The 21,644-nt window shown below is 55.3% G+C and carries 24 protein-coding genes and 2 pseudogenes; 16 read left to right on the plus strand and 10 right to left on the minus strand.

Annotated elements, in window-relative coordinates:
• The 5 genes from HV213_RS32585 (at nt 1) to HV213_RS32605 (ending at nt 4,808) form a co-directional block, all read left to right on the plus strand.
• Complete coding sequence (locus tag HV213_RS32585) at nt 1–1,377, plus strand: helix-turn-helix domain-containing protein (protein WP_015060213.1); 1,377 nt, start codon at nt 1–3, stop codon at nt 1,375–1,377.
• Between the two features lie 755 nt (nt 1,378–2,132).
• The gene (locus HV213_RS32590) at nt 2,133–2,378 is read left to right on the plus strand and encodes a hypothetical protein (protein ID WP_058686741.1); all 246 of its coding nucleotides are present in this window, start codon (nt 2,133–2,135) and stop codon (nt 2,376–2,378) included.
• Nucleotides 2,379–2,683: 305 nt separating this feature from the next.
• A complete protein-coding gene (locus HV213_RS32595) occupies nt 2,684–3,595 on the plus strand; it encodes a DNA-binding protein (RefSeq protein WP_064169966.1) in 912 nt (303 codons plus the stop codon).
• Complete coding sequence (locus HV213_RS32600) at nt 3,595–3,786, plus strand: hypothetical protein (protein WP_033147142.1); 192 nt, start codon at nt 3,595–3,597, stop codon at nt 3,784–3,786. Before HV213_RS32595 ends, HV213_RS32600 begins: the two co-directional genes overlap by 1 nt.
• 194 nt (nt 3,787–3,980) lie before the next feature.
• Nucleotides 3,981–4,808 carry a 3'-5' exonuclease gene (locus tag HV213_RS32605; protein ID WP_059385974.1) on the plus strand — a complete coding sequence of 276 codons (828 nt, stop codon included), beginning with the start codon at nt 3,981–3,983 and terminating at the stop codon, nt 4,806–4,808.
• A gap of 50 nt (nt 4,809–4,858) precedes the next feature.
• On the opposite strand, the gene HV213_RS32610 is transcribed toward HV213_RS32605, so the two are convergent.
• Nucleotides 4,859–6,238 (minus strand): RNA-guided endonuclease InsQ/TnpB family protein, encoded by a 1,380-nt coding sequence (locus HV213_RS32610; RefSeq protein ID WP_009873366.1) that lies wholly within the window; start codon nt 6,236–6,238, stop codon nt 4,859–4,861.
• A gap of 76 nt (nt 6,239–6,314) precedes the next feature.
• On the opposite strand from HV213_RS32610, the gene tnpA reads away from it, so the two are divergent.
• The gene (gene tnpA, locus HV213_RS32615; RefSeq protein WP_009873365.1) at nt 6,315–6,770 is read left to right on the plus strand and encodes an IS200/IS605 family transposase; all 456 of its coding nucleotides are present in this window, start codon (nt 6,315–6,317) and stop codon (nt 6,768–6,770) included.
• 22 nt (nt 6,771–6,792) lie between these two features.
• On the opposite strand, the gene tetR(C) is transcribed toward tnpA, so the two are convergent.
• Nucleotides 6,793–7,428 (minus strand): tetracycline resistance transcriptional repressor TetR(C), encoded by a 636-nt coding sequence (gene tetR(C), locus HV213_RS32620; protein ID WP_181486570.1) that lies wholly within the window; start codon nt 7,426–7,428, stop codon nt 6,793–6,795.
• A 92-nt stretch (nt 7,429–7,520) separates the two neighbouring features.
• Between tetR(C) and tet(C) the strand changes: the two genes are divergently transcribed.
• On the plus strand, nt 7,521–8,711 hold the full coding sequence (gene tet(C) / locus HV213_RS32625) for a tetracycline efflux MFS transporter Tet(C) (RefSeq protein WP_000841446.1): 1,191 nt from the start codon (nt 7,521–7,523) through the stop codon (nt 8,709–8,711).
• A gap of 55 nt (nt 8,712–8,766) precedes the next feature.
• Here tet(C) and HV213_RS33860 read toward each other — a convergent pair whose 3' ends face one another.
• Both HV213_RS33860 and HV213_RS32635 read right to left on the minus strand, forming a co-directional pair.
• Nucleotides 8,767–8,895, minus strand: a complete 129-nt coding sequence (locus HV213_RS33860; RefSeq protein ID WP_001260374.1) for a type VI secretion protein — start codon at nt 8,893–8,895, stop codon at nt 8,767–8,769.
• A gap of 54 nt (nt 8,896–8,949) precedes the next feature.
• A complete protein-coding gene (locus HV213_RS32635; RefSeq protein ID WP_001326882.1) occupies nt 8,950–9,162 on the minus strand; it encodes a hypothetical protein in 213 nt (70 codons plus the stop codon).
• A 51-nt stretch (nt 9,163–9,213) separates the two neighbouring features.
• Between HV213_RS32635 and HV213_RS32640 the strand changes: the two genes are divergently transcribed.
• Nucleotides 9,214–9,867 (plus strand): hypothetical protein, encoded by a 654-nt coding sequence (locus HV213_RS32640; RefSeq protein ID WP_228288651.1) that lies wholly within the window; start codon nt 9,214–9,216, stop codon nt 9,865–9,867.
• Between the two features lie 83 nt (nt 9,868–9,950).
• On the opposite strand, the gene ampC is transcribed toward HV213_RS32640, so the two are convergent.
• On the minus strand, nt 9,951–11,126 hold the full coding sequence (gene ampC / locus HV213_RS32645; RefSeq protein WP_181486571.1) for a class C beta-lactamase: 1,176 nt from the start codon (nt 11,124–11,126) through the stop codon (nt 9,951–9,953).
• 398 nt (nt 11,127–11,524) lie between these two features.
• On the opposite strand from ampC, the pseudogene HV213_RS32650 reads away from it, so the two are divergent.
• Nucleotides 11,525–11,791: pseudogene (locus HV213_RS32650) on the plus strand (site-specific recombinase); the annotation flags it as partial.
• 400 nt (nt 11,792–12,191) lie between these two features.
• Complete coding sequence (locus HV213_RS32655; RefSeq protein ID WP_001567368.1) at nt 12,192–13,595, plus strand: ISNCY-like element ISKpn21 family transposase; 1,404 nt, start codon at nt 12,192–12,194, stop codon at nt 13,593–13,595.
• A gap of 28 nt (nt 13,596–13,623) precedes the next feature.
• On the opposite strand, the gene HV213_RS32660 is transcribed toward HV213_RS32655, so the two are convergent.
• From HV213_RS32660 to HV213_RS32680, 5 genes are all read right to left on the minus strand, one after another.
• The gene (locus HV213_RS32660; protein ID WP_001567369.1) at nt 13,624–14,256 is read right to left on the minus strand and encodes a DUF6904 family protein; all 633 of its coding nucleotides are present in this window, start codon (nt 14,254–14,256) and stop codon (nt 13,624–13,626) included.
• Between the two features lie 479 nt (nt 14,257–14,735).
• On the minus strand, nt 14,736–15,488 hold the full coding sequence (locus tag HV213_RS32665; protein WP_181486573.1) for an OfxX fusion product: 753 nt from the start codon (nt 15,486–15,488) through the stop codon (nt 14,736–14,738).
• Nucleotides 15,485–16,126: a DUF6753 family protein gene (locus HV213_RS32670; protein WP_181486574.1), complete on the minus strand. Its 642-nt coding sequence runs from the start codon at nt 16,124–16,126 to the stop codon at nt 15,485–15,487. The genes HV213_RS32665 and HV213_RS32670 overlap by 4 nt, the downstream gene beginning before the upstream one ends.
• Nucleotides 16,119–16,802 (minus strand): nucleotide-binding protein, encoded by a 684-nt coding sequence (locus HV213_RS32675; RefSeq protein WP_181486575.1) that lies wholly within the window; start codon nt 16,800–16,802, stop codon nt 16,119–16,121. The genes HV213_RS32670 and HV213_RS32675 overlap by 8 nt, the downstream gene beginning before the upstream one ends.
• A 12-nt stretch (nt 16,803–16,814) precedes the next feature.
• Entirely contained in the window at nt 16,815–17,171 is a 357-nt protein-coding gene (locus tag HV213_RS32680) for a hypothetical protein (RefSeq protein WP_021029054.1), read from the minus strand.
• A 310-nt stretch (nt 17,172–17,481) separates the two neighbouring features.
• On the opposite strand from HV213_RS32680, the gene HV213_RS32685 reads away from it, so the two are divergent.
• The 6 genes and pseudogenes from HV213_RS32685 to HV213_RS32710 form a co-directional block, all read left to right on the plus strand.
• Nucleotides 17,482–17,802 carry a plasmid mobilization protein gene (locus tag HV213_RS32685; RefSeq protein ID WP_021029055.1) on the plus strand — a complete coding sequence of 107 codons (321 nt, stop codon included), beginning with the start codon at nt 17,482–17,484 and terminating at the stop codon, nt 17,800–17,802.
• Nucleotides 17,783–20,455: a TraI/MobA(P) family conjugative relaxase gene (gene traI / locus HV213_RS32690; RefSeq protein ID WP_181486576.1), complete on the plus strand. Its 2,673-nt coding sequence runs from the start codon at nt 17,783–17,785 to the stop codon at nt 20,453–20,455. Before HV213_RS32685 ends, traI begins: the two co-directional genes overlap by 20 nt.
• Before the next feature lie 41 nt (nt 20,456–20,496).
• Nucleotides 20,497–20,775 carry a BrnT family toxin gene (locus HV213_RS32695; RefSeq protein WP_015060221.1) on the plus strand — a complete coding sequence of 93 codons (279 nt, stop codon included), beginning with the start codon at nt 20,497–20,499 and terminating at the stop codon, nt 20,773–20,775.
• Nucleotides 20,735–21,055: a BrnA antitoxin family protein gene (locus HV213_RS32700; protein ID WP_045286807.1), complete on the plus strand. Its 321-nt coding sequence runs from the start codon at nt 20,735–20,737 to the stop codon at nt 21,053–21,055. The genes HV213_RS32695 and HV213_RS32700 overlap by 41 nt, the downstream gene beginning before the upstream one ends.
• Complete coding sequence (locus tag HV213_RS32705) at nt 21,052–21,474, plus strand: antitoxin MazE-like protein (protein ID WP_015060223.1); 423 nt, start codon at nt 21,052–21,054, stop codon at nt 21,472–21,474. The genes HV213_RS32700 and HV213_RS32705 overlap by 4 nt, the downstream gene beginning before the upstream one ends.
• Nucleotides 21,475–21,559: 85 nt before the next feature.
• Nucleotides 21,560–21,625: pseudogene (locus HV213_RS32710) on the plus strand (EAL domain-containing protein); the annotation flags it as partial.
• Between the last annotated feature and the right edge of the window lie 19 nt (nt 21,626–21,644).

Here is a 21,644-nt window from a genome sequence, read left to right on the forward strand (position 1 = left end):
ATGGGGCAAGCACAGCTACGACTTTTCAGCCCAGCCGATGAGGCGGGTTGCTATCACGACACAGCCCGGCAGGGCTTTTTCTCGTTGCTCATGGCGACGGGCGAGGGCAGCGGCAAGAAGCAGGACAGTTACCGGCTGTCACAGATGCCCGTGGTGCTCTCCATGCTCGACCACAGCAGGGATACGTGGCTGTCTCAGGCCGAGTTCATCAAGCCAAACCGCCGTGTCGTCAATCTGGCCCGTATCGGGCTGCTGTTCGCTGACTTGGACACCTACCGCGAGCCGTGGGCGCAGGGGCGCAGCCCCGAGCAACTGGCCGCCGCTGTCATGTTCCGCTGCTACGACGAAGGCGTGCCGCCGCCGTCGATCCTCGTTTTCTCTGGCCGTGGCGTGCAAGCAAAGTGGCTGCTGGATGGCACCTTGCCGCGTCAGGCGCTGCCACGCTGGAATGCCTGCCAGCGTTACCTGATCGACCGTCTGGCCGGGCTGGGCGCTGATCCAGCGGCCAAGGATGCAAGCCGCGTGCTGCGGCTGGTCAATACGGTGAACAGCAAGAGCGGCGAGGTTTGCCGCGTCATCCACGTTGAGCAAGGCCCGGACGGCGAGCCGATCCGGTACAACTTCGAGTATCTGGCCGAGGCGCTACTGCCGGTGGCCCGCTGGGACATCGAGGCCGACCGCAAGGCCCGCGCCGACCGTCGCCAGTTCAAGCTGCTGCCGGGCGGCCAAACCGGCAACCTGCGCACGCTCAACGGGCGGCAACTGGCGTGGGATCGTCTGGAGGACTTGCGCACGCTGGCCGCGCTGCGCGGCGGCGTGGCCGAGGGCGAGCGGATGCAGCACCTGTTTTGGCGGCTGAATTTCCTGCTGCTGTCAGGTGCGACGCACACCGGCCAGATGTACCACGAGGCCGCCGCGCTGGCCCGTGAGCTTGACCCACGGTGGAACTACCGCAGCGCCGAGCTTATGACGCTGTACGCCAAGGCCAAGGCCCACGAAGCCGGGGAAAAGGTGGAGTTCGGCGGCAAGCAGTTTGCGCCGCTCTACACGCCCAAGAACGACACGCTTATCAGCCTGTTTCACATCACCGACGACGAGCAGCGCAAGCTGCGCACGCTCATCAGCCGGGACATGGCCGCAGAGCGCCACAGCGAGCGCGAGAAAGCCCGCAGACGTGCCGCTGGGGCTGTCGATCGTGCTTCCTATCTGGAAGCAGCCAGCGCCAAGCAGGCGCAGGCTTTGGCCCTCAAGGCGCAGGGTCTGAGCGTGCGGGCCATTGCTGCACAGATGGGCATTAGCAAGACCGCTGCCGGGCGCTACATCGCAGAGCCGGGAGAGTGTCCCAAGTCCATGCGTATTACAGGCGGGGAGGGCTGATCGTGAGGTGTCCCAAGTCCATGCGTATTACTAATGGCGAAGCCTACGCCCGGCGCGTAGCGCCTGCCTTTGAGTAGCGCCTGCCTTTGAGTAGCGCCTGCCTTTGAGTAGCGCCTGCCTTTGAGTAGCGCCTGCCTTTGAGTAGCGCCTGCCTTTGAGTAGCGCCTGCCTTTGAGTAGCGCCTGCCTTTGAGTAGCGCCTGCCTTTGAGTAGCGCCTGCCTTTGAGTAGCGCCTGCCTTTGAGTAGCGCCTGCCTTTGAGTAGCGCCTGCCTTTGAGTAGCGCCTGCCTTGGAGTAGCGCCTGCCTTTGAGTAGCGCCTGCCTTTGAGTAGCGCCTGCCTTTGAGTAGCGCCTGCCTTTGAGTAGCGCCTGCCTTTGAGTAGCGCCTGCCTTTGAGTAGCGCCTGCCTTTGAGTAGCGCCTGCCTTGGAGTAGCGCCTGCCTTTGAGTAGCGCCTGCCTTTGAGTAGCGCCTGCCTTTGAGTAGCGCCTGCCTTTGAGTAGCGCCTGCCTTTGAGTAGCGCCTGCCTTTGAGTAGCGCCTGCCTTTGAGTAGCGCCTGCCTTTGAGTAGCGCCTGCCTTTGAGTAGCGCCTGCCTTTGAGTAGCGCCTGCCTTTGAGTAGCGCCTGCCTTTGAGTAGCGCCTGCCTTTGAGTAGCGCCTGTACGGCGCGGCCCCCTCGTCCAGTTCATCGGGTGGCTGTCATGAGTCGCGCCCGTCGATCCTTTCCGCCCGCGCTGCTGGATTCGTTGCGGGCAATGACGGTGCAGGAAACGCTAGACCGGCTGGGCCTGTACTGGAAACGTGAACCTGGCTTTGTGCCGGTGAAGGACAAAGCTACGGTGCGGCTGAATGTGTCCATTGGTGGCGGCGGTGTTGAGCTACTGGCGACCGGGCCGAAGTGGTACGACACGCGGAAAGAGCAGGGCGGCGGTGCCATCGACCTGACCATGCACCTGTTCAGATTGTCATTTGTGGATGCGGTCAAACGGCTGTCGCCTTGATCGTGTTTGCAAGATGCCCCCGGCAGGGCCGCCGGAGGCCACTCGCCGCCGTGAGGCTCTGGGGGCAGGGTGGCGGTCTTCGCCCTTCGTCCTGCCCCCTTTCTTACCCTCTCAAAACGCGCTGTAGGCCCGTTTCTGGCCGACAACGAGCCGAAGGCGAGGCGTCAGCACGGTGTTTCACCAAAAACGAGCAGCCGACCGGGCAGCGGTACGTTACGAAAACCGCTCGCATATCGTATCTGTATTGCGTATCATATCTGTATTGGTACGATTTACGCTGATATGGTACGAAAGGAGCAACGATCATGGCACGTCAGGGCATCACTTTTGAGCAGGTCGCCGCCGTCGCTGATGCGCTGGCAGGCGAGGGTCAGCAGCCGACCATCCGGGCGGTGCGGGAGAAGCTGGGCGACACCGGCAGCCCGAACACTATTCACAAGCACTTGACCGCGTGGCGCGAGGCCCGCCCGGTGGCCGCAGCCGCTGCGCCGGAACTGCCGCAGGCGCTGACCGCTGCCATTGCCGCCGAGATCGAGCGGGCCGCATCGCGGGCACGCGGCGAGATCGAGGGCCGTCTGGTGCAGGCGCAGGCGGAGGCCGCCGAACTGGCCGCCGCTGGCGAGGTGCTGGAAGGCGAACGCGACGAGCTGGCCGAGCAGGTGGCCGTGCTGACCACTGAGCGCGACACGCTGGCAGGCAAAGCCGCCCAGCAGGCCGCCGACTTGGCCGAGGCGCAGCAGCGCATCGAGCGCGAGCAGCAGGCGGCAGAGTCTGCCCGGCTGGAGGTGGCAACCGCCCGGCACAAGATCGAGGCGCAGGCCGAGCGCGTGAGCGAGCAGGCCGCCGAGCTTGAGCGCCTACGCGCCGCACTGGCCGAGGCACAGCAGGGCCGCACCGCCGCCGAACAACAGGCCGCCGTGCTGGCCGCCAAGCTGGAGGCGTGCGCCGACCGTGTGAGCCGCGCAGAGGCCCGCGCCGAGCAGATCGAGCAGCAGGCCGCCAAGGCTGCACAGGCCCACGACACCGCCCGCGCCGCAGCAGCGCAGGAAACCCGGCAGACGCAGGCCGAGCGTGACGAGGCTCGCAAGGTGGCAGCAGAGGCCCGCGAGCAGGCCGCACGACTTACCGGGCAGCTTGAGGCGCTGCAACGGCAGCAGGACAAAGCCGAGGCCGCCGAGAAGGCCACGAAGGCACCGAAAGGGAAGGGGGGCGAGTGATGCCAAGCGCCGCAGAATTTCAGGCGCTGTCCGATGAGTTGCGGCAGCTTGGGGCGGTGATCGTGCAGGCTGCGAACCTGGGCGATCAGGAGCTTGCATTGTGGGCCGTGGGGGCGCTGTCATCCGCAGCCGCCCGGCCTGCATGGTGGGCGAGAGAGGCCGCAGACAGCGAAGCTGTGGGATGCAAATAAAGTCCCATCCTAAGCTACGCCAATTTTCAGGACTGTTTTGAAAGACTCAGGCTTGGCAGGCGGGTAAAGTGTCATTCTGAAAGGATCGCGTGGCATTGGGCGCGGCCTGAATCGTGAAAATAAAGTCTCATACTTTCGAGCGTCTGAATCGTCGCCCACTACCGCCGGGACTGAGACACCAACAAGGGGGGCGTATGCCCAAAACCCGAAAACACCTCACCCCGACCGAAGCAGAGGCCAAGGGGCTTCTATGCCGTAAGCACCTCAAGGAACGCCTCCGCCTCATGCCGGGACTAAACACCAAGCCCGCTGGCAGTGTCTGGCAAGGTCAGGGGGCTTATGATGTGTACAACCCAGCCGAGTGCGTGCCGTGGCGCTGGATGCCTGGGCGTGCCCAAGTCCGTCGCCAGCACGTCGCAGCGCAGGCAAAAGACCTGATCGCCGCAGGCTGCATTGTGCTCGACACCGAAACCACCGGCCTCGGTGATGACGCCGAGATTTGCGAGATAACCATACTCGACGTGACCGGCGCACCGATCCTCGACACGCTGGTACGCCCGACCCGGCCAATCCCGGTCGAGGCGACAGCGATTCACAAAATCACCGACGCTATGGTGGCCAGTGCGCCGAGCTGGCCCGAGGTGGCCGAGCAGTACGCCGCCGCCGTTGCTGGCCGAACCGTCGTTGCCTACAACGTCGCTTTTGATGCGCGCTTGCTGCGGCAGACCTATCAGATACACGGACTCACCGCGCCAGTGTTGACGACCGCTTGCGCGATGCTGATGTATGCCGAGTGGCATGGAGAGTACGACCGGAGCCGCGACCGCTGGCGATGGTTGAAGCTGATCGAGGCTGCGACCGACTGCGGCGTGGCAGAAGACGGCGCACACCGCGCCCTTGCCGACGCCCGCATGACGCTGGGTGTGCTGCGATACTTGCAGCGCCGCACGAACGGACGGCGACCGGCAGGGCCGAAAGTGGCCACCGTCCCGCAGGAGGCTTTGCCCTCTGTTTTAGGATGAAACTCTATGTGAACTACTCGCTGCTAAAGCGGTCGAGCTTCCAAACTAACCTAAGCGGCCAGCTTTTCTTTTTTGACGCTTCGTTGAGCACTGCTGGTTGAGCTTTTGGCTCGGCCAGTCTTACGATTGCCTCCACGTCCACTATCCGACTGAGTTCGCAGAACCCCATCGCCAGATAACACCGTTCCAGTGTCCAAAATTAAGTTAATTGCCCGCTTCTTGATAACCAGTGATGCATTGTGATCTGCATTGTCAGTATTTCCACAATTACCGCAAACAAACAGGGCTTGTGTTTTGCGATTGTCGGGATGAGTGTGACCGCATTTTGCGCACTCCTGACTGGTTGTTGGTGCGGGTATTTTAAATACCGCTTTGCTGGATGAATAAGCCTTGTAGTAGGTGTAAGTCTCGATCACATGCCAGCCCACATTAAGAATAGACTTATTCAGTCCTGCTTTCTGCTTGGCTTTATTTGATATGAATCGACCTTGTTCATCCTGTTTTGCTTTCGGCCTTCTCGTCATCCTTGCGGTTCGTAACGCCTCAAACACAATGATTTTGGCGCTGCTATCAACCAATAACCGACTGGTCTTATGCGCAAAATCATTTCGTATGTTAGCCTTTTTAGCATGATGAACCGCAATTCGATGCTTGGTCTTGGCTCTGCGGTTAGAGCCTTTTTGCTGCCTTGCCAGTTTGCGCTGCAATCGCTTGATATAGCGGTCTGCTTTGCTCATGTTCTTTTTCTGGCTATGGGTGAAATCATAGGTTTGTTCGCCAGCACAAACGGGGATCGCCACGCCTCGGTCAACACCCATGGTGTGCTCTTCCAGATATTCTCTGGTCGCCCCTTGCAGAAAAGCTAAGTGCTCTTCATTGGTACTTAGTTTGCGATCAGGCTGTCCTTGCTCATAGCAGAATGACACATAATAGTGGCCGCGCTCTTTTCTCACATAAAGCGAGTTTGGGATCTCAAATTTGCCATGTGCCTTAAAGGACAGATAACCGATATTGTTGGTCTTTGTCCCAATAAACAGGCGCACGTTGCCGTCATCGCAATGGTCGAAACGGAACACTTCACGGGTAAGATAAATGCTTCCTTTGTCCGTTTTAGGTTTTCGCTTTGGCCTGCCGCATTTCCCGCTCATGAATTTCTGATAAGTTTGATACCAGTTAACCGCGCTATTACGCAAGATTTGACTAGGGCATTCACTTAGCCACGGAGAAAGCTCTTTGGATTTGAATTGTGAAGTGGTCTGGTCGATGGGCGCGTAAGTTCCGATGGTGCAATATTTACGGGCATAGGTTCGGTAATAACGCTCTTCTTCTACCTTGGCATTCCAGATACTACGAGCGCACCCCATCCACTGACTCAAGATCAGTTTTTGGTGAGATGTCGGGTTAGCGCGTAGCTTGATGCCAGTTAACATGATGTCCGTTTATTTGCTATTTACACCTGAAATTATTACACTTACTTAAACTTTGTCAATCTAGCATGTGGTTATAATGTACGATTGGAGAACAGGTAGAAGCTGCATTTTTAAAAACAACGTTCATCTAGTCTTTGTTACAAAGTATCGTCGTGGTGTTTTTACCAAAGAAATGCTTGAACGGACTGAGGCAATAATGAAAGAGACTTGTGAGCAGATGGATTGTGAGCTACTGGAGTTTGGTGGAGAGGACGATCACATCCATATGATGGTGTCCGTACATCCAAAATTGGCAATCTCAAATTTAGTCAGCAAGTTAAAAGGTAAATCGTCTTACATGATCCGGCGAGAGTATTGGGACAGGGTAAAAACAATGCTTTGGGGCAACCATTTCTGGTCGCCAAGCTACTGTGTGGTTTCTTGCGGAGGGGTTGCCCTCGATGTTGTTCGGGAGTACATCAACAACCAGAACGAACCGCCCAGCGAAAAAGCCATGAAGACATCACAAGCGTTGAAGCAAAGAAAAGAGTAGAAACCACTTGCTTGACTCGCCCCTAAAGGAGCGAGATTGCGCAAGTACTCCGTTCAAGACCGCCGATGATGAGAGCCAGGCCTCGCTCGAATGCCGCGTCCGGACCGCCTTCGTAGACGATTTTCATCGCGCTCTGTAGGCGCGCCGGCATCGTAGACGCTGAGGTGGTCAACTGATCTTCGCCCCGCTCCTCGGCGTCTGCCTCGCTAGCTTGCTGCTCAAGAACAGCGCCGACGGTGAAGTAGCTGATTGCCATCAACGCATAGGTCGCGTCACCTGCCGAAAAGCCAGCATCGCAAAGGAAGCGAAGCTGCGCGTCGGCTTTTTCCATCTGCGGCGCGGCTGGCCGCGTCCCGGCATGAATACGCGCGCCATCGCGATAAGCGAGCAACGCCCGTCGAAAACTGCATGCATTGCCCTTCAGGAACGAACGCCAGTCGTCGTCATCCCTTGGCGTCGAATGCGTGTGATTTATCGTCAGCATGGCTTCGGCAAGTGCGTCGAGCAACGCACGCTTGTTCTTGAAATGCCAGTAGAGCGCTGGCTGTTGCACCCCGAGGCGCTCAGCCAGTCGGCGCGTCGTTAGACCTTCCATGCCCACGTCGTTAAGCAGTTCGAGCGCGGTTCGGATCACGGCCTCGCGTTGGAGCTTGTTCATTCGCGAATTCTCATGTTTGACAGCTTATCATCGATAAGCTTTAATGCGGTAGTTTATCACAGTTAAATTGCTAACGCAGTCAGGCACCGTGTATGAAATCTAACAATGCGCTCATCGTCATCCTCGGCACCGTCACCCTGGATGCTGTAGGCATAGGCTTGGTTATGCCGGTACTGCCGGGCCTCTTGCGGGATATCGTCCATTCCGACAGCATCGCCAGTCACTATGGCGTGCTGCTAGCGCTATATGCGTTGATGCAATTTCTATGCGCACCCGTTCTCGGAGCACTGTCCGACCGCTTTGGCCGCCGCCCAGTCCTGCTCGCTTCGCTACTTGGAGCCACTATCGACTACGCGATCATGGCGACCACACCCGTCCTGTGGATCCTCTACGCCGGACGCATCGTGGCCGGCATCACCGGCGCCACAGGTGCGGTTGCTGGCGCCTATATCGCCGACATCACCGATGGGGAAGATCGGGCTCGCCACTTCGGGCTCATGAGCGCTTGTTTCGGCGTGGGTATGGTGGCAGGCCCCGTGGCCGGGGGACTGTTGGGCGCCATCTCCTTGCATGCACCATTCCTTGCGGCGGCGGTGCTCAACGGCCTCAACCTACTACTGGGCTGCTTCCTAATGCAGGAGTCGCATAAGGGAGAGCGTCGACCGATGCCCTTGAGAGCCTTCAACCCAGTCAGCTCCTTCCGGTGGGCGCGGGGCATGACTATCGTCGCCGCACTTATGACTGTCTTCTTTATCATGCAACTCGTAGGACAGGTGCCGGCAGCGCTCTGGGTCATTTTCGGCGAGGACCGCTTTCGCTGGAGCGCGACGATGATCGGCCTGTCGCTTGCGGTATTCGGAATCTTGCACGCCCTCGCTCAAGCCTTCGTCACTGGTCCCGCCACCAAACGTTTCGGCGAGAAGCAGGCCATTATCGCCGGCATGGCGGCCGACGCGCTGGGCTACGTCTTGCTGGCGTTCGCGACGCGAGGCTGGATGGCCTTCCCCATTATGATTCTTCTCGCTTCCGGCGGCATCGGGATGCCCGCGTTGCAGGCCATGCTGTCCAGGCAGGTAGATGACGACCATCAGGGACAGCTTCAAGGATCGCTCGCGGCTCTTACCAGCCTAACTTCGATCATTGGACCGCTGATCTTCACGGCGATTTATGCCGCCTCGGCGAGCACATGGAACGGGTTGGCATGGATTGTAGGCGCCGCCCTATACCTTGTCTGCCTCCCCGCGTTGCGTCGCGGTGCATGGAGCCGGGCCACCTCGACCTGAATGGAAGCCGGCGGCACCTCGCTAACGGATTCACCACTCCAAGAATTGGAGCCAATCAATTCTTGCGGAGAACTGTGAATGCGCAAACCAACCCTTGGCAGAACATATCCATCGCGTCCGCCATCTCCAGCAGCCGCACGCGGCGCATCTCGGGCAGCGTTGGGTCCTGGCCACGGGTGCGCATGATCGTGCTCCTGTCGTTGAGGACCCGGCTAGGCTGGCGGGGTTGCCTTACTGGTTAGCAGAATGAATCACCGATACGCGAGCGAACGTGAAGCGACTGCTGCTGCAAAACGTCTGCGACCTGAGCAACAACATGAATGGTCTTCGGTTTCCGTGTTTCGTAAAGTCTGGAAACGCGGAAGTCCCCTACGTGCTGCTGAAGTTGCCCGCAACAGAGAGTGGAACCAACCGGTGATACCACGATACTATGACTGAGAGTCAACGCCATGAGCGGCCTCATTTCTTATTCTGAGTTACAACAGTCCGCACCGCGAGTGCTATGGATAAAGCACAAACTAACGAAGCAGCAGATATAGCTGATGAGCAAATCGTCAGCCCGTCAGGGTATCAGAAACTAAGCTTCGGTCAGGTTATTACTCCTGAATTGCTAAGTAGCCTAGGAATGACCAAAGCCAAGAGCGATAACGAACAATGCTATTACGTCAGTAATCCAGAGCTGAGCTATGTCGATAAAGAGTACGGTGATCGTGCTTCTGTGTTATATCAAATCATAGATGGTAAAGTTGCTCTGATCAGTATTCAGGATCCAAGCATCCCGTTTTATAAAGACATCAACGTTGGCAATTTAGCCTCAGACGTTATGAAAGCACATAATGACGAGCTTAGCTACGAGGTTGATAAATATGCGGTTGATGGTGATTACTATAACCTGATTGCTAACGTCAATTTTAAGGTGATAAAAGAAAGCCCACTTGGAGAATTCTTAAAAGATGACAATATTGAGCTTAATAATAAACAGGATAAGTTACCCCTACAAATTGAATATCACATCAAGGGCGGTCAAAAGCTGAGTGGTTCTACGATTAAGGCGACTGAGTGGACAGCAGACAATAAAAATCTATTAAAAGGTGAGGTAGAAAGCATCGATATTGGTATACCAGAAGCGATTTATTTGGTGGAAGGCTGCTCTTAAAAGTTGAACATAACAACCCAGCATCTAGCTGGGTTATTAGTGAAAGGCCATTTTTATAAGGTTGCTTTGTGACTCATGCTCAATCAATGAGTTATCGCACTCTCTAAAATCGTATACGCTGCTTTGACCCTATCTGCATTTGGATAGTTTTTATTTGCCAGAATGACAATGCCTGATTTTTCGGCAGGAATATAAGCGATATAGCCACCAAACCCATTAGTAGCGCCTGTTTTGTTGACCCAGACGTTGTTTAAAATAGGCGTTGGATGATTATCTATTTTAATGGCTTGAGGCTTTAGCACCACATCCATTGAGTTACCTTTGAGTAATGTATTTAGCTTAGTCGGATAAGGGTACATCTCCCATCCTAACCCTTGTGTAAAAGTGCTCGCCTGATAGTAACCCTTTCTATTATTATCTAACGCTTGCTGAATATCTTTATCCAGCGGCACGAGACCCATATTAGCAGCCATAAAATGCGTCATATCTTTAATAGTAGATTTAATGCCATAGGCTTCAGCGTCTAACATACCAGGATTGACTCGGATAGCATCGCCAGCAGCGTTATAACCAAATGCATAATCCGCCATTTTGTCACTAGGCACATTGATAAAGGTGTTGGGCATATTGAGTGACGGCAGTATTTTATCTTCCATCAATTGTGTGTAATCAGCGTCCATGCTCAATGCCGATATATAACCAAACAATCCTATGCTGGCATTGGAATATAAACGCTTTGAGTTGACAGGAAAGACTGGCTGCCAAGATTTATAATAACGGAGTAACTCCTTATTATTTTTAACGTCATCAGGTACTTGTAGCGGCAGACCACCAGCTGAATAGGTGGCTAGGTTTATAAGCTTAGTATTGCCAATGGGGCTGTTTTTTAGGTAGGGAATATATTTGTCAGCGGTATCTTCTAATTTAAGTGTGCCATTTAATTCTGAATAACTGGCTAAAGTAGCCGCAAACGTCTTACTGATTGAGCCTAGCTCAAAAATAGTATTTTCTGACACAGGTATTTTAGCTTTCTTATCAGCCAAACCATAATGATAGAAGTGTGATTTACCATCAATAATAATGCCAAAAGCCATCCCTGAAATATCATACTCATTCATTAATAATCTGGCTTGCTGATCAACGGCATTTTTCAGAAGATCATCACTGTCAGCTGCATGTACGGTTCCAGATAGTAATGCTGCTGTCACTAAAGCGGTAAGTCCTACTTGATTTAACAGGTTTTTAACGGATTTTTTCATTATAGGGCTTCTCGTTTATTCTGATAGATGGACTAAGAATTTAATGCGTATGCAAATAGCTTTTTGCTTTCAGTTCGGATATGCCGTTTTGCATTATCTCAGAATGCTGAACCCCTGACAAGCTTAGCGATTTAGTACCATAGAATGGATTTTTTAGGGTATACCCTAGCGGAACCGACGTAAAAGCCACAAAAACCTATTAACAGACTACCTAAAACAGACCACTATAAGAGAACCGCTTATAACAGACTGTTCTAGGTGGTCGAGACCATCCCAGATTCTGTGTAACTGACGTTTAGATTAAATACTTACACAAAATTTAGGAAGGTCTCGAGTTTCCCAAACTTTGTGTAACTTCTTATACCCTATTAGCAAATAGAAGTTACACAAAATCCAGGATGGGCTCCGCACCGCTGCCGGTAGCTATTGACTATCCGGCTGCACTAGCCCTGCGTCAGATGGCTCTGATCCAAGGCAAACTGCCAAAATATCTGCTGGCACCGGAAGTCAGCGCCCTGCACCATTATGTTCCGGATCTGCATCGCAGGATGCTGCTGGCTACCCTGTGGAACACCTACATCTGTATTAACGAAGCGCTGGCATTGACCCTGAGTGATTTTTCTCTGGTGCCGCCCTATCCCTTTGTGCAGCTTGCCACGCTCAAAGGGGTTTGAGGTCCAACCGTACGAAAACGTACGGTAAGAGGAAAATTATCGTCTGAAAAATCGATTAGTAGACAAGAAAGTCCGTTAAGTGCCAATTTTCGATTAAAAAGACACCGTTTTGATGGCGTTTTCCAATGTACATTATGTTTCGATATATCAGACAGTTACTTCACTAACGTACGTTTTCGTTCTATTGGCCTTCAGACCCCATATCTAATCGATAGGTGAACCATCCTGCACAATTCTGATGATTTTCATGAATCCTGTCGTTTTTAACATAATGGGTATTAAGTGTAGTGTGTTTGTAATGGCTCAATAGTAATGTCCGCCTGTGGCTCAATTCAGATGTCCGCGCTATGGTAAGCTTCACTGGTCCGTTTAAACTACCGGGAGGCATATCATGAGCGCAGAAAGCTCAGGAGTGTTTACTTTGAAAGAGATCAACCGGATCAAGATTATACAGGACGTCATTGAACGTCGCATCACAACGCGCCGTGCGGCCGAGCACCTCGGTATCAGCGACAGGCAATGCCGCAGACTTCTTGCCCGTTACCGTGAAGGCGGACCGCTTGGTATGGCCAGCAGACGATGTGGCATGCGTGGTAACCGCCAGTTGCCACCCGGGCTCGCAGATCAGGCTCTGGAACTGATCAAGACGCGTTATGCTGATTTCGGTCCGACTCTGGCGCGTGAAAAGCTCGAAGAACTCCACGGACTGTTTCTTGGCAAAGAAACTGTCCGGCGCATCATGGTGCGGGCTGGCTTATGGGTTCCCCGTAAACAACGTGCCGCAAGGATCCCTCAACCACGGTACCGGCGTCCGTGTACTGGTGAGCTGATACAAATAGATGGCTGTGATCACGACTGGTTTGAAGGCCGTGGCCCGGCCTGCACCGCGCTGGTCTATGTTGATGATGCAACCAGCAAACTGATGGAACTGTTGTTTGTTAAATCGGAGTCCACGTTTTCTTACTTCGAAGCCACGCGGCGCTATATCGATAAGCATGGTAAACCGCTGGCACTGTACAGCGATAAAGCCGGTGTTTTTCGTGTTAACAATAAACACGCCACAGGCGGAGACGGGCATACTCAGTTTGGGCGAGCCATGCATGAACTGAACATCCAGACTATCTGTGCAGAAACCAGTCCCGCCAAAGGGCGTGTAGAACGAGCTCACCTCACTTTACAGGATCGTCTGGTCAAAGAGCTGCGGTTACAGGGCATTTGTTCAATGGAGGCTGCAAATGACTTCGCTGAGGCCTATATGGCTGACTATAACCGCCGTTTTGGCAAAGTACCGCGACATGATTTTGACGTACACCGTGCTGTAGAACATGATGAGGACCTGGGGCTTATTTTCACTGTTCGTGAAAAACGTAAAGTCTCAAAATCGTTGACGATACAATATGATAAAATGTTGTACCTGATTGAAGACAGCGAACTGAGTCGCCGTGCAATAGGTAAATATATCGATGTGTATCACTATCCTGATGGCAGAAAAGAGCTGCGCCTGAACGGTACGCTACTTCCCTACTCTACCTACGACCGACTGTCAGAAATCGACCAGGGCGCGATTGTCGATAACAAGCGTCTTGGCCGAACCCTGGAGTTTATCAGTCTGGTGCAGAGCAAGCGGGATAACACGCGCTCTCAGTCAATTCCCGCTGGAGATGGCCCTTCCCGACGACGGCCAAAGCAGGAAGGGAAGAAATCCCAGCGCTCACTGGATAATGATGACATGCTCGAAGCACTCAAACAGCTTCAGTCACGTTCAGAGGACATTTTTGGTAAAAGAGCCCGCTGATGGTACTCACTGGCCGGACAGTGGTTGCTCACCAGTTGATATTGTCCGGCCAGACCCATGATGTATTATTCATTTCGTTCAGCATCTTTATGTCCTGCTTTTCACGGGCATACTTACCCCATAATGAATGAAAAGAACGAACAATACTGATTAACTGCTTTTTTCTTTGCTCCGGAGATAGGCTGATAAAATAGCAGCACCTGCTGTCAATATTATCCTCAATGAAATTAAAATCAGAGTCTGATGCATATTTTACTGTTAGCATAATATCATTCGACGTTGTTCTCTCAGACTCTGTTAATGCTGATTCTATCAGGTATTCAAAGGCATACATGACAGACAGCTGGTTTTTGTCTGTCTGAATATAACCCATTGAGTTTCTGAGTATTGAGGACTGTACCAGGACCAGAGGCCATAAAAGCTCAACACCATAAAGCTTATATGTATCATGTTGATCATACTGATGTTGCTCAACACGACGATTACCTTCCCGTGCTTTACGAATATCATAGGCAAGGGATAACATAAATCCGTCTTTAACTTTAATCAGTGGGCTTTCATCCACGATGTAATGAATGAGTTCATGTAATTCATTCAGGGCTTCTGAATCTCCCCACAGTATAAAACCTGCATTGTTCGGCGTTAACTCGTATCGAAGCATGGGCTCAATCATCCTGTTGTTTCAGTCGGAGGAAAGTCTATCAGTAAAGAGAATGAGAGATCAAAGTGGTCATTTTAATTGAGCTGGATAACGGACATTTCAATTGAGCCTTGACAGTGTTTGTCTATCAATAAGAGATTTATCTAATTTAATTCAAGCCCCCGGCGCAGGTGGTAACCACCCCCGGCGCAGGTGGTAACCACCCCCGGCGCAGGTGGTAACCACCCCCGGCGCAGGTGGTAACCTGACAAGCCACAAAAACGCCCGCAAACCCTTGTCAGTACTGAGTTTTCGCGTTTTTCCAAAATTCCGGTCTAAGAAGTTCTAAAGAACTTCTACCATGCGCGGCTTTCAGCCGCCGCTTTAGGCGTCGTCTGAAGCCTTGCCTTCGGGCTTCGCCCTGCGCGGGCTAAAGCCCTTGCAGACACACCCCCGCCCCCGCCCCGCCGCTACCCCCTTCCTTGCAGGCGAAAACGCCTCTACTGGCTTTCTAGGGCCTCTGCCGGGGCTGCGGTGAGCGTATCCAGCAGATCGACTATCCGCCTCATGGCTTCTAACCACGCTTCGTGCATCCAGAATGGGGCTATTTCGCCGTGCTGGAGTGTGCAAAGCGGATTGAGAACCCGGCGCGGGTTCTTCCATGTCTCGACGGAAAGCACCAGCCCGTCCGCATGGATGGAAAAGACTGGTAGCGCTTTCGGCTGGCCCTTCTTCTTGCCTTGCGTTTCGGTTGGCTTGAGGTCGTCCCAAACGCCTTGCACGGTTTTGTTCAGTTCGTCGATGAAGCGTTCCGGCATGGTTTTCAAGAGTTCGGCAGTGATTGCGTTCGCGTCCTCAAATTGCTTTCTTGCTTCGGCTTCCTTTTTCCGTCGTTTTTGCCGCTCCTGTTCGTATTCGTCTAAGGTTTGCCTGTGTCTGCGCTGTGCTTCAGCTTCCGCTTCTTCAGCTTGCCTTCGTGCTTCCTCTTTGGCTTTCTGTCGGCGTGCTTCTCCTTCTGCTGTGAGGGCCGGTTTCACCAGTTCGCCCGATTTGGCCTCGATGGTGATCGAAAGCGGTTCGCCGCGATGGTCTGCCAGATCGAACGGCAGACCATCAGCATCGAAGGCGGTTAGGTAGAGATTGGCCCCATAGACCTTGTGCCCCGGCCTCACAGCTTCGTATTTTTCTGCTGCTGCGTGCAGTGCTTCCGCTAGGCGTTCTGCCGTGATTTCTCCTTTGATCTTGATTCTCATGGCAACCTCCATCCGTAAACGCCTTCATTCGGAACCGGGTGGGGGTAGCAAGTGCCTTTCTCGACCTTCCAGCCCTTGCCACTGCACCGGGCAAGCCGTTGCAGTTCGCCAGACTGGGCGAAGCGGTAGGCCGTCCGCCCTTCCGGCGTGTTGGCCCATGCCGCCGCCGCTTTCTCGTCTTTGGCCTCGTTGTATCCGGTTCCGTAGCCAAGGCTGTAACCGGATGTGCTTCCCTCACTGTGCATGTGCCAGCCGAACAGGCCGAAGCACAGGAAGGCCACGGCGATGCAGCCCGCCGCCCACTGCCACATCTGCTTTGCTGATGTGTTGTGCGCGACCTCTTGCGCTGCTGCTGCTACCGCTTGCGCCAAATCCGCCTTGGCTGCTTCCGCTGATGCTTTCACGGTTGCATCCGCCGTTACCTTGAAATTGACCAAGGTATCTTTGGCTGCTTGTGCTATCGCTTGCGGGAACTTCTCATACTGGCCTTGGTAGTGTTGCAAGGCCATGAGCACCAGCCACAGCGCATCATTGTTTTTCAGGCCGAGTGCATCCCGAACCCGGTAAAGACTTTGCCGCTCCGCGTCACTAGGTTGCCTGCCGAGCAGCTTTGCAAAGCTGTCGTCTAGGTCACTCATGGACTACGGCCTCCAATACCTTTTTGGCCTCGTTGCGCCACCGCGTAAGCTCCGCACGGTTGCCAATGGGCAATTCCTTGAGTGCTACCGCAATGCTCATGCGCTTGCTGTAAATGTCATCGCTCACACGGTCGGCCATGTCCGGGAATGTCACCGATTTCCCGCCGCGTTCCTCTACCGCCGTGCGCAGCTTGGAGCCGTTGTAAAGCTCGAACTTATTTTCTTCCCCGAAGTGTCCATTGCGTACCACATGAACATCCGCATTCGGAATTGCGTCCATGTATTCCTTGAGCAGTTCGAGGCTATCCCGTTGGCGGTTAATCACCCACAGCGTGAGCAGCTTCCGCTTGAGTTCTTCAAGCGTGCTATTCAGTGTTTCACCGTAGGCGCTCACGCCCTTGTTATTCCGTGCTGCCGTGTTGATTACCACGACGCTATCCGGCTTGCTATCGCACAAGTTCACTAGCTGAATCCATCCGTCCGCCTCATCCAGATTGATAAGCTCCGTTTCCGTGCTTTCTTTATAGGCTTTCCATACGTCCGGGTTAGAGGTGTCAGACTCAATCAGCAAGACGCTTTCGCCGCGCTCTTGCAGGTAATCAACCGTTGCCATCGTGACAAGCGACTTGCCAACGCCGCCCTTGCTGCCACCGATCAGGTAAATGCTTTTCGCCATGTTGCTTACTCCTTAAATGTCGTCGCTGTCAGGTTTCGGGGTGAATGTCGCCTTTGATGTATCCGCAGGCTTCTTGACGGCGGGGCGGGGGCGGGGTGTGTCTCCCGGTGCTTGCACCGGAGCTTTTTTCGCTGGCTTTGCTCTCTGCAGGTAGCTCTTGAGTGTTGGAGTTGCGATGCTCAGACCTTCACCGCGCAGCGTCTCGGAAATCTGGTCAAGCGTGTATCCACGCTTTTGCAACAAGGCGATTTCCTTCGAGAGTATGCGCACGGCATCTTGCTTGCTGTGCTCTTGCTTCTTTTTCTCGACTGGCGGCATCTCTCGCAGCTTTGCAGCGATAGCCTCTAGCTGTTCTGTCGTATGCTTCATCGTGCTAACTCCTTTGCTTACTTGTTGCGGAGTTGACAGCATAGCGCCATTTGTGCTTGTTGCAAAGTGCGTCCCGTGCACCTAAACTGCTGATACGATAGTAAAGCGGATGAGCAATACAGGATGACCGTTGTAACACACATGGCTTCGCCACGTGGTTCCAACGGACGCCTGCCCATTCGGCGCTTCGCTTCTCACGGTCTGGCTTATCCTGCAAGGGGTATCCCCTTGACCCCGGACAGTGCGGCGCTCTCGCTTCTTACTGTCCAAGACACACCCCGCCCCCCCGCCCCGGCGAGAAGGAGACACGATGCCATTTGAAACACAGGGGCCGGAACCGCTGGACGCCGTTATCAATGTACGGCTGACCGCAGCGGAGAAGGCCCGCTTGAAAGAGGATGCCGACCTTGCCGGGTTGAGCATGTCCGAGCTTGTCCGCCGCCGCTACTTCGGCAGGCCGATCATTGCCAACGCTGACGCCGTGATGCTCAAGGAGCTGCGGCGCATCGGTGGATTGCTCAAGCACATCCACAACGAAAGCGGAGGCATTTACAACAAGGACACAGCCGGGGCACTTGTGGCCCTGAAAGCCTACATCGGGAAACTGAGCCGTGATCGTCAAGAAGGTTAAGAACCCGCAGAAGGCAGCAAGCAAGGCGGTTCGCGTTTCTCGCCTAACCGACTACATCCGCGAGCCGGAGCGTGAGAACTCGCAGGAGAAGTGCATCCATGCCGGGGCGCGTGGATTCATCACCGATGAACCACAGAGCCAGACGGCAGAAATGATTGCCTTGTCACAAGAGGCAGTGCGAAGCAAGGACACGATCAATCACTATGTCCTGAGTTGGCGAGAAGGCGAGCAGCCCAGCCCGGAGCAGGTCGAAGAAGCGGTAAGCATTTTCATGGATGAGCTAGGTGTTAAAGACCATCAAGCCATCTATGGTTTGCACGCCGACACGGACAACTTGCACCTGCACCTTGCCATCAACCGCGTGCATCCTGAAACGCTCAAGGTGGTGAAGATCAATAACGGCTTCGACATTGAGGCAGCGCACAAGGCGATAGCACGAATCGAGAACGCACAAGGCTGGCAGCGTGAGCAGAACGGGCGTTATCAGGTGTTGGAGAATGGTGAGTTAGGCCGGGAGCACATCGACAAGGACAAGCCGCGCCAGCCAGCCCAGCCGAAGCGCGACATGGAAAACCGCACCGGGGAGAAATCCGCCGAACGCATCGCCATTGAAGACGGCGCACCGATCATCAAAAAGGCGCAGACGTGGGAGCAGTTGCACCGCGAGTTAGCAGCCAAGGGGATGCGCTACGAGAAAACAGGCAGCGGGGCGACGCTCTTTGTCGGTGATGTTGGCGTGAAGGCCAGCAGCGCAGACCGGGACGCGAGCCTATCCAAGTTACAAAAGCGACTCGGAGCTTACCAGCCGCCGCCGCAGCGTCAGCAGGTAGCACAGCGCGAGCCAGAGCCGATCAAGCCAGACGTGCCGGGATGGAAGGATTACATCACCGGGCGCAAGGCGCACTACGCGGAAAAGAACGCGGCCAAGCTGGCACTGGACAAGCGGCAGGAGCAGGAGCGCAAGCAGATTGCCGAGCAGCAGAAAGCCCGCCGCGATGAACTCATGCGCGGCAACTGGAAGGGTAAGGGCGAAGTGCTCAACGCCATGCGCAGCGTGATTGCCGCCGAGCAGGCCGCAGAGAAAGCAGCCTTGAAAGAGAAGCACCAGAAGCAGCGCGAGCAGCACCGGCAGCAGTTCCGGCCCTATCCCGACCTGGAGCAGTGGCAGCGGATGCAGAAAAGCCCGGAGCTTGCCGAGCAGTGGCGGCACCGCGCCAGCGAGCCGCAGCGCATCGAGGGCGCGAGCGGCGAGCCGCCGACGCCGCGAGACATCCGCGCCTATCAGCCTGAAATCGTGGGCCAGCAGGTGCATTACAGCCGGAAGGAAGAAGCGGGGGCGGGCGGGGGTGTGTCTTTCGTGGACAAGGGAAAAAGCATCGATATTCACGACTGGCGCAACCGGGACAGCACGCTTGCCGCCTTGCAGCTATCGGCGCAGAAGTGGGACAGCTTCACCGTAACCGGGAACGACGAATACAAGGCCATGTGCGCGAAGTTAGCAGCAGAGCACGGTTTCAAGATCACGAATCCTGAGCTTCAGGAGCGCATCCAGCAGGAGCGGCAGCGGATACAGCAGGAGAGGGCGCAGGCGATGAAATCGGAGCAGCTAAAGCAGTTTGAGCTGTACGCGGAAGCGGTAGGCGCGGAGCGCTACCGGGTAACGTCCATCAAGATGCAGGCAGACGGAAGGAAGCAAACCTTCATCCTCGACAAGAAGGACGGCATCACGCGGGGCTTCACGCCGCAGGAGATCGAGCAGCGCACGCCGGAGATGCTGCGCCTACAGCGCCGGGGCGAAAACCTCTACTACACGCCACTATCGGACAAGAAGCATCACATCCTCATCGACGACATGAACCGGGAAAAGCTGGAGCGGCTTATCCGTGACGGCTACCGGCCCGCCGTTGTGCTGGAATCAAGCCCCGGCAACTATCAGGCCATCATCACCGTGCCGAAGCTGGGGACGGCCCACGACAAGGACGTGGGCAACCGGCTGAGCGATGCCCTGAACCGTGAATACGGCGACCCGAAGCTATCGGGAGCCATCCACCCGCACCGCGCACCCGGCTACGAGAATCGCAAGCCCAAGCACCAGCGCGAGGACGGCAGCTATCCCGAAGTGCGCTTGCTCAAGGCCGAGCGCCGCGAGTGCGTCAAGGCGCTGGCCCTGTCCAGCCAGATCGACGCCGAGTATCAGCGTCAGGCCGCCTTGAAGGCGCAGCAGCCAGAACGCAGCAAAGCCAAGCCCGCCTTGGAGCTTGCAGCGGCCAGCGGCAGCGCGATCGACGCTTACCAGCGGCATTACCGCGACGTGATCAAGCGGCAGCGTGGCGGCGAGGTGGACTTGTCCCGCGTGGATTCCATGATTGCCGTGCGGATGCGCGTTACCGGCCACGATCAAGCCGCCATCGAGGGCGCTATCCGCCAGTGCGCCCCGGCCACCCGGCAGAAGGACGAGGGGCGCGACTGGAACGACTACGCGCAGCGCACCGCCCGCTATGCCTACAGCGCCGCAGGCGACCGGCAAGCCGCCGAGCTTGGGAAGTACCGCCAGCAGTGGGAGAAGCTGGAAGGGCGCGAGCCTGTACGCCAGCAGGAGCAGGCCAAGGCGCAGAAGATCGAGCGCGACAACTCACCCGGCATGAGTCGATAAGACTTGATGTAACTACAAAAAGACGCTACAATAAGAACACAATGGAACTTGAATGGGACGCCGATAAAGCGGCACGAAACCTGAAAAAGCACGGCGTTTCCTTCGAGGATGCCGAGCTTGTTTTTTACGACTCCGGGCGGGTTGAAGCCTACGACGGACGCGAGGACTACGGGGAAGATCGTTGGGCAACGATTGGGCTTGCCTACTCGGCTGTCCTGTATGTGGTCTACACCGTCCGACACGAGGAAACCATCCGCCTTATCTCTGCGAGGAAAGCAAATGCCGACGAAAGAAAGCAATATCGTGAAGCGAACTCTTGACCTCAAGAAGCCGCCACAGTTGAGCGCCGAGCAGAAGGCGCGACTGGATGCCGTGGCCTCGATGCCGGATGAGCAGATCGACTATAGCGATGCACCCTATCTGCCTGATGCTGTCTGGATGAAGGCAGCGGAGCAATTGCCCCACACCAAGAAGCAAATCACGCTGCGCATTGATGCCGAAGTGTTGGAGTTCTTCAAGCACACCGGCAAGCGTTATCAGTCGCGCATGAATGCTGTTTTGCGCTCCTACGTTGAGGCGCACAAGGCGCACGCGAAATGAGCGGCGACGACAAGCAGCTTGAGCTTGAAGCCCTCGCGGCCGTGGGCGAAATGCTCTTGTTCGACCAAGCCAGAGGCAACCCGGAAGAAGCCGCCCGCATCCTGCGATGTGCGCGGCTTTTTGCTCGTTCAGAGGATGCCGCGCAGCGTCTCAGCGAGCTATGCAACGAGGCGGGCAGTGATGCGACTTGGCGCGAAAACATCGTGGAGGAACTGCAAGACCGAGAGGACTTGCAAGCCGCCGAGGCAGCGATGGAAGCCCGCCGACAGGCCCAACTTGTTGCGCAAGCGGATAGTGCCGACACGGCCTTGCAGACCCTAATGGACGAGGTAGCGGCGGACACCTTCGGCAGTCTCGATGAAGGATATGCGGCACAGGCGCAGGCCGAGGCCGTGAAGGCGTGGCAGGGCAGGCAGTGAGCGGCATTTGTTGGTGTTTCATCGTAACCCGGCAAGTGTTCAGCAAACGGTGGTTTTCTGGACAGGTCTGCAGGGTTTCGCTTTTGTCATTTTCAGAAGACGACTGCACCAGTTGATTGGGCGTAATGGCTGTTGTGCAGCCAGCTCCTGACAGTTCAATATCAGAAGTG

Source organism: Klebsiella sp. RHBSTW-00484 (assembly GCF_013705725.1).
Taxonomy (GTDB): domain Bacteria; phylum Pseudomonadota; class Gammaproteobacteria; order Enterobacterales; family Enterobacteriaceae; genus Klebsiella.

What these genes read in the sequence shown, in the direction of transcription:
- HV213_RS32675 (WP_181486575.1), bottom strand. Translation starts at nt 16,802, where the DNA reads ATGGCGAAAAGCATTTACCTGATCGGTGGCAGCAAGGGCGGCGTTGGC.
- HV213_RS32670 (WP_181486574.1), bottom strand. Translation starts at nt 16,126, where the DNA reads ATGAGTGACCTAGACGACAGCTTTGCAAAGCTGCTCGGCAGGCAACCT.
- HV213_RS32685 (WP_021029055.1), top strand. Translation starts at nt 17,482, where the DNA reads ATGCCATTTGAAACACAGGGGCCGGAACCGCTGGACGCCGTTATCAAT.
- HV213_RS33860 (WP_001260374.1), bottom strand. Translation starts at nt 8,895, where the DNA reads ATGCGCACCCGTGGCCAGGACCCAACGCTGCCCGAGATGCGCCGCGTG.
- HV213_RS32705 (WP_015060223.1), top strand. Translation starts at nt 21,052, where the DNA reads ATGAGCGGCGACGACAAGCAGCTTGAGCTTGAAGCCCTCGCGGCCGTG.
- HV213_RS32635 (WP_001326882.1), bottom strand. Translation starts at nt 9,162, where the DNA reads ATGGCGTTGACTCTCAGTCATAGTATCGTGGTATCACCGGTTGGTTCC.
- tnpA (WP_009873365.1), top strand. Translation starts at nt 6,315, where the DNA reads ATGTACGATTGGAGAACAGGTAGAAGCTGCATTTTTAAAAACAACGTT.
- HV213_RS32595 (WP_064169966.1), top strand. Translation starts at nt 2,684, where the DNA reads ATGGCACGTCAGGGCATCACTTTTGAGCAGGTCGCCGCCGTCGCTGAT.
- HV213_RS32610 (WP_009873366.1), bottom strand. Translation starts at nt 6,238, where the DNA reads ATGTTAACTGGCATCAAGCTACGCGCTAACCCGACATCTCACCAAAAA.
- HV213_RS32660 (WP_001567369.1), bottom strand. Translation starts at nt 14,256, where the DNA reads ATGCTTCGATACGAGTTAACGCCGAACAATGCAGGTTTTATACTGTGG.
- HV213_RS32585 (WP_015060213.1), top strand. Translation starts at nt 1, where the DNA reads ATGGGGCAAGCACAGCTACGACTTTTCAGCCCAGCCGATGAGGCGGGT.
- HV213_RS32590 (WP_058686741.1), top strand. Translation starts at nt 2,133, where the DNA reads ATGACGGTGCAGGAAACGCTAGACCGGCTGGGCCTGTACTGGAAACGT.
- ampC (WP_181486571.1), bottom strand. Translation starts at nt 11,126, where the DNA reads ATGAAAAAATCCGTTAAAAACCTGTTAAATCAAGTAGGACTTACCGCT.
- HV213_RS32600 (WP_033147142.1), top strand. Translation starts at nt 3,595, where the DNA reads ATGCCAAGCGCCGCAGAATTTCAGGCGCTGTCCGATGAGTTGCGGCAG.
- HV213_RS32700 (WP_045286807.1), top strand. Translation starts at nt 20,735, where the DNA reads ATGCCGACGAAAGAAAGCAATATCGTGAAGCGAACTCTTGACCTCAAG.
- HV213_RS32665 (WP_181486573.1), bottom strand. Translation starts at nt 15,488, where the DNA reads ATGAGAATCAAGATCAAAGGAGAAATCACGGCAGAACGCCTAGCGGAA.
- HV213_RS32655 (WP_001567368.1), top strand. Translation starts at nt 12,192, where the DNA reads ATGAGCGCAGAAAGCTCAGGAGTGTTTACTTTGAAAGAGATCAACCGG.
- HV213_RS32695 (WP_015060221.1), top strand. Translation starts at nt 20,497, where the DNA reads ATGGAACTTGAATGGGACGCCGATAAAGCGGCACGAAACCTGAAAAAG.
- HV213_RS32605 (WP_059385974.1), top strand. Translation starts at nt 3,981, where the DNA reads ATGCCCAAAACCCGAAAACACCTCACCCCGACCGAAGCAGAGGCCAAG.
- HV213_RS32640 (WP_228288651.1), top strand. Translation starts at nt 9,214, where the DNA reads ATGGATAAAGCACAAACTAACGAAGCAGCAGATATAGCTGATGAGCAA.
- HV213_RS32680 (WP_021029054.1), bottom strand. Translation starts at nt 17,171, where the DNA reads ATGAAGCATACGACAGAACAGCTAGAGGCTATCGCTGCAAAGCTGCGA.